Genomic DNA, 11,005 nt, shown 5'->3' with positions numbered 1-11,005 from the left:
AGAATGAAGGCATAATCCTTGCGCGGCAGGCCCGTGCAAGCGCAGACAAGGTGGCGGACGAGGGTCGACTTGGTGGTTTCGTCGCTGCCAAGCCGGAACTCGGGATACAAGTCGGTCACCGGCTGTTTCCAGCGCAGCTTCCCCTCGTCGGCTAGCACGGACAGCAAAAGCGTTGCCATGCCCTTGGTGTTCGACGCGATCATGAACTTGGTATTTTCGTCGACTGGCGCGGTGCCGCCTAGCGCGCGAACGCCATGGCCGCCTTGCCAGACTACTTCTCCCCCATCGATCAAAGCGATTGCGACACCGGGCACTTCGAGGGTTTCGGCAGATTCCGACACAAAATCGCGCAAGAGCTGGATGCGCTCGGGCGTGAGCGGATTGGCTGTTTGTCCGGCGAAACTTTCAGGCGTGTAGCCGGCGGGGCGAATACTTTGGCCGACCAGCGAAATTGCCGCAGTTCGCTTGTTTGCGATCAGCTCGGACCCGTCCGTGATCAGTACCACCCACTCGCCGCCCTCTCGCAATACAGTCGCCGAAGCGACCGCCCGCTCGTTCGGAGAGGTCTCGTAGGAGATGTTGACCCGCTCCTCCCAGCCGTCGCCCGGCGCGCCGACGGTCACTAGCCGGACTTCGCGCTGCGCTTGCGGATTGTAGAGTGACCACGCCTTGGCCGCAGCGGTATTCGAGTCGGCCGCAGGTCCGACCTGGACAACCGCGACCCTCAGATTGCCTTCTGGCGCCGTATAGACGGTCGTTGGTCCCTGCACGGAAGCCGTCCAGTTCTCGGGGGCCGAATAGGTGATCTCGGCAGCTTCCTGCGCCGCGGCCTGCGATCTGGCGGGCTCTTGCGCGACAAGCGCTGCGGGAAGGCTCAACAATGCAAGTCCAAGTGCCAGTTTCACGATGCTTCTCCCAAGACAATTTTTCAACGATGGCTATGGATGCAGACGGTGCCGTATTCAGCTACCGCGCGCACGAGTCTGCGGCCTTCCGGAGCAGGTCACGAGACCAGCCGGTAAAGGGTATAAGGTTGTGCTTCGAACGAGAAGCGCGTGTCGCTTCCTTCTCCGTAGAACTGGATGAGCCCCAGGGGCCCATAAGGCGTCGTCTCGTTCGTGACCTGCTGATAGGTACCAGGCCCCACCTGCTCCCAGCGGATCGTCTGCCCAGCAATGGTGACGCTGAGGCCGCGTTCGCCCTCGCGGCTGACCTGGATCAGGCTGGCCGGATTCACCCGGTGATCCGTATAGGACCGGCGATTTGTCCGATACGTGCCCTCGACGATCTCGTCGGACGCACCGGTCCACTTGGGCAGTCGCTGGGTAGGCACCAGCCGGTCGAGCACAAGGGCGCTGATTTCCGAACGGGCCAGTGAAGCCTCGTCTCCGCCGGTTACCGAGATGAAGAAGCCAACGTTCTCTTCCGGGATGAGGATCAAATTGGAGTGGAACTCGCCCGTATTGCCGCCGTGACCGACGATGCGCGGGTTGGACGCGCGGCCCTCGAGAAACCCATGCGCGATACCGGGAAGCCCGGGAGAATTGGCATTCAGGCGCGTACGCATCTGCCGCGCCGTGTCGGCTTGTAGAATGCGAGCGCCATCCAACCGTCCGTCCTGTAGGTGTGCAATCATGAACCGGGCCATGTCAGCGCCCGTCGAAGACAACGAACCGGCCGGGGCGATGTTGTAGATAAGCTCAGCCGGCTGGGCTTCAAAACGCCCTTCTTTCCATTCGTAGCCAATCGCGACATCGTCCTGCCATGCTTCCGGCAGCGGCTCGCGGAAGGTGCTGCGCGTCATTCCGAGTGGCTGGAAGATATGGCGATCGACGTAGTCGGAGAAGTCTTCGCCCGAAATGCGCTGGACGATATAGCCCGCCAACGCGGTGGAGTAGTTGGAGTAGGATACTTCTACGCCCGGCTTCCGCACCCGCCCCGGGATGTGCCCCGCAAGCCAAGAGCCCAGTTCCTGATACTCGTCACGAGATTCGACGAACATGTCCTTATATCCGTCCTCGAAACCCGCACTGTGATCGAGCAGATGCCGCACCGTGATCTTCTGCGGAAACGTGTCCGGGATGGCGAAATCCAGATGCCGCTCGACGGGGTCGTCGAGGCTTAGCCGTCCCTGCTCCACGAGTTGCATGACCGCGGTCCAGGTGAAGAGTTTGGAAACCGAACCGGGTCGGAACAGGGTTCTCGTCGGATCGACAGGTTCACGCGCCTCGACGTCGGAAAACCCGTAGCCGTTCTGGATAACGACCTCACCATCCTTGACCAGAACGAACACCGCACCGGCGATTTCCCGATTGGCGATGCCCATCGCCATGACGCCGTCGACGAAATCCTGGAGGCCTGCCGCTCGTTCGTCGAGCGTCGTCGAAACTTCGGCACGCGGAGCTTGAACCGGCTCAGTGGCCTGCGCCGGGGAGGCGAGCAGCAGCATCGGTGCTACTAACATCAATCCGAATCGTTCGACAGTTACGACCATGTGCTTTCCCGCTAACTTGTGGATGGACAGGGAGAGCCATGTGGCAATCCCCTCTGCGTGGATGTTTTGTAGTGGAAGCCTAGATCAAGAACCTAAGGCATCCCCCACTCAACGATTTTGCCGACCCTGACCGAGCCCTTTATCTCGGCCAGATTACCAGCATCTGACGAGGCAAAGGGCGATACAGACTGCTACTCATTCGAAAAGGGCGCCGCACCCGATCAGAAATGCGCCCGCACTCCGACGCTGTAGAAGCGGCCGACAACATCGTAGTGCGGGCTGTAAGTGGTGGTAATAAACGGCGGGTCGGTATCAAGAGCATTCTTGACGGTTCCGGAGAGTGTGAATTGCTCGCTCACTTTGAACTGAACACCAAGGTCCAAGTAGACGCGCGGATCTATCTCTCCGTTCACGATCGTTCGCTCATTGTCGAACTCCCCTCCACCGACGTAGCGCGCGCTGGCGTTCAGACCGAGCCGATCGCTGTCGTAACCGAGCCGCAAATTCCCGCGCCACTTCGGAATTCCGTACTGGATGGGGTCACCAACAACCCCAGCTGTATCCGTCCGATTGGATCCAGTATCGGATATGAGTTCATCCACGTACGTCGCGAGGGCCCTCAAGCTCAGTGTCCCGGGAGCGTCCACAAATCGGGACACGGGCATCCGGTAGGACGCTTCAAAGTCGAAGCCGCTGGTCTTGAACTGGGCGATGTTTTGCGTTGTCGCAAAGACGGTCGTAATTGTACCGTCCCCGTCGCGAACGACCTGACTGCACGCGCCGGCATTGCCGGCGGCGCAAGCTGCGGTAATATCCGCCACGGTCGGGGTCGCGATCGCATTGTCTATTTCAATGCTGTAATAGTCGACCGACATGCTGAAACCCTGGAAGAAACCGGGCGAATACGATCCTCCGATTGTCGATGTCATCCCGACTTCCGGCACGAGATCGAGGTTGCCGCCGGTAAGAATGGTCACCGTCGGGTTTGGATTGTAATTAGGATTGCTTCCGCGGCCCTCGCTGTCGCTATCTACGATGGGACGAATATTAAGCGAGTTGGCAGAGAACAAGTTGCCGATGCTTGGCGCGCGAATATCCCGTGACCTGGTGGCGCGGAGAAGCAAGTCGCCATAGCGAGCGGTTCCGCCGAGCTTCCAGGACCAAATTCCGCCACTAAGGCTGTAATCGGAATACCGCGCTGCACCGTTCACATCGACCTCGAGGAGTCCGGCTCTGACCAGCGGCACCAATGCCTCGAAAAATCCTTCCTTGACGCTAAATCCCCCCTCGAGAGGATCACCATACAAGGTGGTGCCAAAGGCGTACGCTTCATCCAGTTCGCCAACGGTCTCCGTCCGCTCTTCCCAACGGGCTTCAGCGCCCACGGCAATCGAAACGGGGCCCGCCCAGAGCGAGAAAGGATCGCCCTGCAACCGGACAGCTGCGGAATCCAGTTTGCTGACGCTGTCCGACATCTGCGTGCCGGTCACATATTCGATCGCTTCGAGCGATGCAGCACCCTCTCCAAACGGATTGTAAGGGACACAATTTGGATCGTCGTTAGATGGATCCGCGTCGGCATTCACAGCACACACGATCTGCCCGCTCACCTCCGTCGCATTTATCGCGCGAAGGAAGTTGGCGGTAACGGACGAATTGTGGATCCTGTTCTTGCTGTCGAGTTCACCATGGCTGAAATGTGCATCGTAAGTCCAACTGCCGCCAAGACTTCCCTCGATACCGACCGCCACTTCTTTCGTCTCGCGTTCGGAATCGAACTGCATGAGGAAGGTATCTCGGGAGAATCGACCAAGGAGAAAGGATGTGTCGCCTCCGGCTGCCAGCTGCTGCTGGATATCCGGCGAAAGGAACGGATTACTTGCCGAAATATTGGAGACCAAGACCGAACCTGCCGGATCGGTCAGGAACGGCTGGTCTACATCCGTCCGGCCAAACGTCGCGTCAGCCCAGAGCGTAGCGCCACCGACATCGTAGGTTAGTCGTGCATAGCTTCCGAGACGATCCAGCGGGCTCCCGACGATAAGCGTATCATAGATGCTGAAGAAGTCGCCATCCCGCGGGGCACTCAGGGCACCTCCCGGACGAAATACCTGCCCAGCCAGGGAGCTCGAAAGGATCGTTCCGCCGAAGGTGAAAGGCGCTAGATCATTGACGTCGGGCTGAAGCTCGAACTCACCATTCCCAAGGTTTACCACTCCGGCGCCGAACCATGGCCGGTCCAAACGCCCTTCAATTCCGATACCTTCGTCGTGCAAGTACTCGGCACCGATCATGAAGTGCCCGGCGCCACCCGCGAATTGCGTTCCGAACGAGCCATCGATCGTGTAGCGACCTCCATCCCCGCGCGACGAGATACCGGCCTGCGCGCCGAGCGTCAGCCCTTCGAGCTCGTCATCAAGAATGATGTTGACCACGCCCGCAACTGCTCCGGAGCCCCATGCCGCCGATGCGCCACCCGTCACCAGCTCGACTCGGTCCACCAGATTGGTCGGGACGAAGTTTAGATTGTTATCACCGACAAAGCGTCGGCCGTTCACGAGCGTAAGCGTTCTGGCCGTCCCGAGGCCGCGCAGTTCAACGGGCGCTGTGCCGCTGGACGTGTTGGCAATCGACTGGTTCGGCGAAACTGAGTTATAGGTCTGCGGTAACTCGTTCAGGGCCTGCTGAATGTTTACGGTCGCGGCTTCCTGAAGATCCTCCCCTCCGAGTATAGTCGTCGGGGTCGGCTGGTCGAAGCCAGCACGTTCGATCCGAGACCCTGTTACGACGATAGCTGCCGGAGCCGTCGCCGTATCGGAGTCCGCCAGCGGATCGTTGTCCGATTCCGCCGGCTCTACGACCTGTGCAAGCGCGGGCGTGCCTGCCAAAAGTGCAAAGCTCGCGATCGAACCTGTCAACAAGGTGCGGAGTGTTAACTGCCTTGAGTACATCATTTCCCCCAACTCCGTTTGGCTTCGTTCATGAAACCGTCGAGACCTCTTCTTGCAGGTCGCAGTGCCGTCGTTGAATGCGCACCACGCCATAATTCGCCGTTTGATTCGTTTTATCAGCAAAAAATTTGTCTTGATCAGGACAATTGCACTCTGCTTAGAGAATGTCAAATCGCTCGCGCAGCTTTTGGCTCCGAGCCGAGAGTCTACTTCCAGGTTGCGCGAAGCAGCCGCGCAAAGTTGCCACCCAGCACCAGCTCGATGTTCTCGTCCGAGTAATTGCGGCGGATCAGTTCCTCAGTAAGATCGTAAATCTTGCGAGGGTGATCGAAACCATCGACATCGATCTTTTCTCGGAACGCGTAGCTGTCCTTGTAGGCGTTGCGTAGCATCGTGTTCTGATCTGCCGGCATGTCGTCATAGCCGTTCAAATCGCTATCCGTGCCGATGCCCACATGTTCGATACCCACCAGACGGACCACGTGGTCGATGTGGTTGACGTAGTCCACGATCGTCGTCGGCTCACGCTGGCTGACGAAATTTCGCACGCCAGTGATACCCATCACCCCGCCCTTCGCCGCAAGCTTCAAGATCATCTCGTCAGTCTTGTTGCGGGGATGCTCATTAAGCGCACGGCAGTTGCTGTGCGTGAAAGAGATAGGCCTCGGCGAAAGCTCCACCGCATCCAGCGTCGTCTGGTCCCCCGAATGCGACACATCGATCAGCATCCCAGCCTCGTTCATCGCTTCGATAATCAACACGCCGAAATCGCTAATTCCGGCATTGACCCGTTCCGTGGCGCCACTCCCGATTCGATTGAGGCTGTTGTATGTCAGCTGGGCGCAGCGCAAGCCGAGATTATAGAAGAATTGCACGTCGCTGGCGCGCTCGAACTGATCTGCATTCTGCAGGCCCATGATCATGCCCACCTTGCCTTCAGCCTTGGCGCGCTCCAGGTCGCTGACCAGACCCACCAGCGAGAACACGTCCGAGTTGCGTCCGGCGTAGCCCTGCCAAGCCGCGAGAAATTCGAGCGCCTGCTCGCGAGAGCCGGGTCCGCCGATGCCCACAGCGTTATGGATACCCGTTATTCCAGAAGCCCGAAACTCGGCTTTTTCTTGGGCGGTCATTGGTTTCGCGTGCACTTCCGGGCGAAAGTCGATTTTCGGGATTGCGAGCATGTCGAGCACCATGGCACGTTCGACGATCCCGATTGCACGCGCGGAATACGTGCGCTCACTCGCCCCGAGCCGGTAGTAACCCAAATTGATCATGGGCACGGACAGGAGCGCTCCAGCACCGGCCGCCTTCATGAAATCTCTGCGTCCCCGCTTCGGACCATATGCCATCACCGTCTCTCCCATCTATTTATCGGCATCAAGTTGCGCCGCTCACCCCCAACAGCACCCTTGGTTTGAGGGCACTTCGGCCACACAAGGACTTTCCTCAAGCCTTGGCCGCGAGCAGCCCATGAACCACGGATCGCTACTTCCCCAACTTCTGCTCGAAGAAGCGACGGGTCTCGTCCCAGACCTTCTGCCAGTTGGAAAACAGTATGATGTCGTGTGCTTCCCCGGGTAGGAGGACCGTACGAACGTCTACGCCCCTGTCGTTAAGCTTCTGATGTAAATCGATCGTCTCGAGTACATCCACGCTCATGTCCCGATCGCCACTGATCAGCAGAACCGGCGACGTCCATTCGTCGATCGCTGCCAAAGGCGAGGACTCGAACGCCAGCGGTTTATCAGTTTCGCTCACCCCGAAAATGAAGCTCGGGTTCTGATGGCCAGGGGTCGGCGAGGGCCAGCTCCAGTCAAACACGCCGTGAATGGCGACGCCCGCGGCAAAAAGTTCCGAATCCCGCGCCAGCGCATGAGCGGTGAGCAAGCCTCCATATGAGCCGCCCCAGATTCCGATACGTTCAGCATCCACGTCCTCGCGCTGCTTGAGCCAGCGCCCTGCACCGAGCACATCGGCATATTCGGATGCGCCGCGCCAGGCACGACCCGGTGCCTCGCGAAAGTCACGGCCGTAGCCAGTGCCCGAGCGATAATTGATGCTGACGACGACATAGCCGAGTTCCGCCATCCGCCGGTTCACGGCGAAATCCTTGGCGTAATAGCTTCCGAAGTGGAAGCCCGGGAACATCTGTCGCGGCGGTCCTCCATGGACATAGACCACCGCTGGATGAGGACCTTTCGTCGACGGGAGGAACAGTTGTGCCGGTACCGTGCCGCCGTCGCTGGCCTTGAGCCGCACCACTTGCGGCGACGGTGCGGTAAAGGTGTGAGAATAGCCGTAGCTTGACGGCTCTTCAGCGAGAGCGAAGCGGTTGGATGTCAAATCCAGCACCCGCAGCAAGGGCGCATCTTCATCATCGCCGCCGGTAAAGGCCACGTACCGCCCGCCGTCTATCGAACGGGCGAGTCCCATCACGAGGTCGGGCGTCGAGATCTCCCGTTCCTGCCCGGTCGAGACCTGGATTTGGGACAGCTGCCTGGTGTCGATATTCTTGCAGTTGTGAATGACGAAGAGCGTGTCGGCAGCGGCAAGCTCGCTTTCAGCGACTTCGCAGCCTGTCGGCGTGAGAGCGCGCGCCGTGCCCCCAGTGCGGGGGACAGCATAAAGCCGAGCCCAGCTATCCTCCTCCGATCGCACGACGATGTTGCGGTCGTCCGCCCAGCGCAGATGTCCTTCCGGATCATCGGACAGGTGCGAGCCCGCTTCTCCGGCAGGCTCGTAAATCGTTCGCACCTCGCCGGATGCAATGTCGACCGTCTCGACGGCGAAAGCTTGGTTGGCTGTGATGTCGTAGGAGATAGTGTGTTGGCGCGCGGGCCAGCGCAGATAGGCGATCGTCTGCCCATCGGGTGATATTTCAGGCGAACTCAAGCGGTTGGGTCCGGTGACCAGCCATTTCACCCGCCCTTCGCCCAGGGTGTATTGGCCGAGGAACGACCAGCCGCCGCGATCCTGGACGAAGTAGAGTGTCTGTCCGTCCTTCGACCAGACACCCTGGTTGAACCCGCCGCCGCCCGGCACGAGGATCGTCGGTTCCGCCGCGGGTTGCTCCAAGTCTACCGACCACAGGTCCCGCCCCTTGCGGTAGACCATCCGCTTGCCGTCGGGCGTAAACTTCGGGCTGAAGCCGACGCCGATCTTGATCGGCTTCGCGCCGGGTTCGGTTCCGATCAACCAGAGAGTCGCTGATGGAGCCTGAAGAAGATCTGCAGGATTGAACGCGTCCCCAGCGCCGTTGAAGGGCACGCCAGTCTGGTAAGCGACATAGCCACCCTTTGGCGACGCAAAGACGTTCGTAATCGGCTGTCCCTCGACGTCCGACTGGCCGAAAAGCTTGACCGGCCTGAACTCCGGTGCCCGGGCATACATCAGGTGGGTCTCGTCCCCTTGGGCCACGAGCCACGAAACGGCTGATGAATCCGACGCGCTGACCTCGGTCGCTATGGGGAATTCAAGGAAACCGCCGGGATCCTCGGTCTGGGCCGTTAGCGGCATGGCGACCAGCAACGTCGCCATCGACACAAAAAGCTTTGTTGCAGGCATTGTCAGCCCCCTTTCCCGATGTTGAGCCGACCGATCAGGGTCAGCGGAAATCAGCTGATGAGGGCACCTGCCCTCAGCTCTAAAAAAGCGAAAGTCGCGTCAGCTCTGGCAGGCACCGCCATCAGGCCATCCAGTCCAGCCCGGCCCGCGAACGACGCGCCCGGGCTTGGCACCCGTATGTTCTCCATCGGAAAGCACCTGCACGCCGTTGATGAATACCTCCGTCACACCAGTAGCGTACTGGTGCGGGTGATCATAAGTCGCATGATCGCTGATGGTTGCCGGATCGAAGACCACGATGTCGGCGAAGTTACCGACCGCCAAACTGCCGCGCTGGCGCAGCCCAAGATTGGAAGCCGGCAAGGCGGTCAGCCCGCGTATCGCTTGCGCCAGCGGCACTGCCTTCTCCTCGCGCACATATTTGCCGAGCAGCCGGGCGAAATTGCCGTAGGTACGGGGATGCGCAGCGTCGTCGAGCGTTTCCCCCTCGGCGGCCGGAGCGGCTGCATCGGACCCGAAGCTCATCCATGGGAGCGCCACCTGACGGGCGACATTTTCCTCGGACATCATGAAATAGATTGCGCCGATATCGGCATCTTCCAGAACGAGGTCAATCGCAGTTTCCTCGGCGCTCTTCCCGCGCATTGCGGCGATCTCTGCCAACGTCTTGCCCATGAGTGGCTCTATCGTCGGATTTTCCGAGCTCACTAGCAGAACACCGTCGGCGCCGGCGGCGCGCAGGAGGTTTTCCCAGTCGCTTTCGGCTGCACGCATGTCCTCCAGCACCCTGACCCGCGTGCCCGGATCCTGCAGCCGCTCCAGCATTGCGTCGCGTCCACCATCCTGAGCCCAAGGCGGGATCACCGCATCGAGGCCGGTTCCGCCGGCGGTGTAGAGGTACATGTTGGTACTAAGCCGAATGCCCGAGCGGCGCGCATCCTCTATCTTCGAAATGACCTCCGGCAGCCGGTCCCAATTGCGTTTGCCAGCGAGCTTGAGATGATAGATTTCTGCCGGAAGGCCGCCTTCGCGCGCAATCGTGATCACCTCGTCAACCGCACTACCGATGTCGTCAGCTTCGGAGCGCATGTGGCTGATGTACATGCCGCCGCACCGCCCCGATTCTTCGGCCAAGGCCACCAGTTCAGGCGTTTCGGCGTAATTACCAGGTGCATAGATCAGCGCGGATCCAAGTCCCATCGCTCCTTCTTCCATCGCGTTCCGGACGAGCGCGCGCATGCGGCCAAGCTGTTCGGCATCGGGATCGACATCTCGTTCGCCCAGTTCATGGATCCGCACGGTGGTCGCGCCGACGAAGCTAGCGACATTGGGCGACACGCCTTTCTGCTCGAGAAACTCTAGATATTCGCCCAATGTGCTCCAGCCCACAGTGGCGCCGCCTTCCCCTAATTGAGACTGGAGCTCCTCCCGCATGGTGTCGTTGATGGGCCCCATGGTCCATCCTTCGCCGAACACTTCAAGCGTCACCCCTTGACGAATGTCGGACATGCCACGGCCATCCTCGATCAGTGAACGATTGGCCCAGCTCAACATATTGATGAAGCCTGGCGCCACCGCCATACCGGCGGCATCGACTTCCTCGCGTCCCCCGCTGCGGACGTCCCCAACCGCCACAATGCGATCGCCTTCCACGGCGATGTCACCCACATATGGCACACCGCCGCTGCCGTCGTAGATCAATCCGCTGCGGATCACCAGGTCATGAACCGTTCTATCCTTCGGGATCTCGGTGGTCGCGCAGCCTGTTACGGACGCGAGAAGCAGTGTGGCTGCAGGAAGGCGAACCGCTCTGCGTGAGAGTTTCATCATGTAAACTTCGCCTCTCCCCGTGCACCCATCTTCCGTTTTCGAGATGTGGTCAAATCGCAGTATTTTCTACATGTAGGACATTATGATCCTAATTAGAGATATGTCAAACATCATGCGGCCCCCCTCCGCACAGCTTACGCTTGCGGCTATCTACCCCCGTTCGTCA

General features: G+C 59.9%; 6 protein-coding genes. All 6 read right to left on the bottom strand.

What is annotated here, in order from left to right; translation table 11 throughout:
* Positions 1 to 905, bottom strand: a 905-nt coding sequence (locus tag ASS64_RS05170; protein ID WP_198147655.1) for a serine hydrolase, incomplete at its 3' end; no start/stop codon positions are given.
* Between the two features lie 98 nt (positions 906 to 1,003).
* A complete protein-coding gene (locus ASS64_RS05165; protein WP_083508193.1) occupies positions 1,004 to 2,494 on the bottom strand; it encodes a serine hydrolase in 1,491 nt (496 codons plus the stop codon).
* Between the two features lie 221 nt (positions 2,495 to 2,715).
* Positions 2,716 to 5,616 (bottom strand): TonB-dependent receptor domain-containing protein, encoded by a 2,901-nt coding sequence (locus ASS64_RS05160; protein WP_157075090.1) that lies wholly within the window; start codon positions 5,614 to 5,616, stop codon positions 2,716 to 2,718.
* Between the two features lie 35 nt (positions 5,617 to 5,651).
* Positions 5,652 to 6,794, bottom strand: coding sequence for a dipeptidase (locus ASS64_RS05155; RefSeq protein WP_067690967.1), 1,143 nt, complete (start codon positions 6,792 to 6,794; stop codon positions 5,652 to 5,654).
* A 136-nt stretch (positions 6,795 to 6,930) separates the two neighbouring features.
* Positions 6,931 to 8,982, bottom strand: coding sequence for a prolyl oligopeptidase family serine peptidase (locus tag ASS64_RS05150; protein WP_067690958.1), 2,052 nt, complete (start codon positions 8,980 to 8,982; stop codon positions 6,931 to 6,933).
* 126 nt (positions 8,983 to 9,108) lie between these two features.
* Positions 9,109 to 10,839 (bottom strand): amidohydrolase family protein, encoded by a 1,731-nt coding sequence (locus tag ASS64_RS05145; protein WP_067690955.1) that lies wholly within the window; start codon positions 10,837 to 10,839, stop codon positions 9,109 to 9,111.
* Positions 10,840 to 11,005: the final 166 nt, after the last annotated feature.

This window comes from Erythrobacter sp. AP23 (genome assembly GCF_001542855.1).
Classification (GTDB): domain Bacteria; phylum Pseudomonadota; class Alphaproteobacteria; order Sphingomonadales; family Sphingomonadaceae; genus Qipengyuania.
This window is presented reverse-complemented; position numbering and strand designations above follow the sequence as displayed.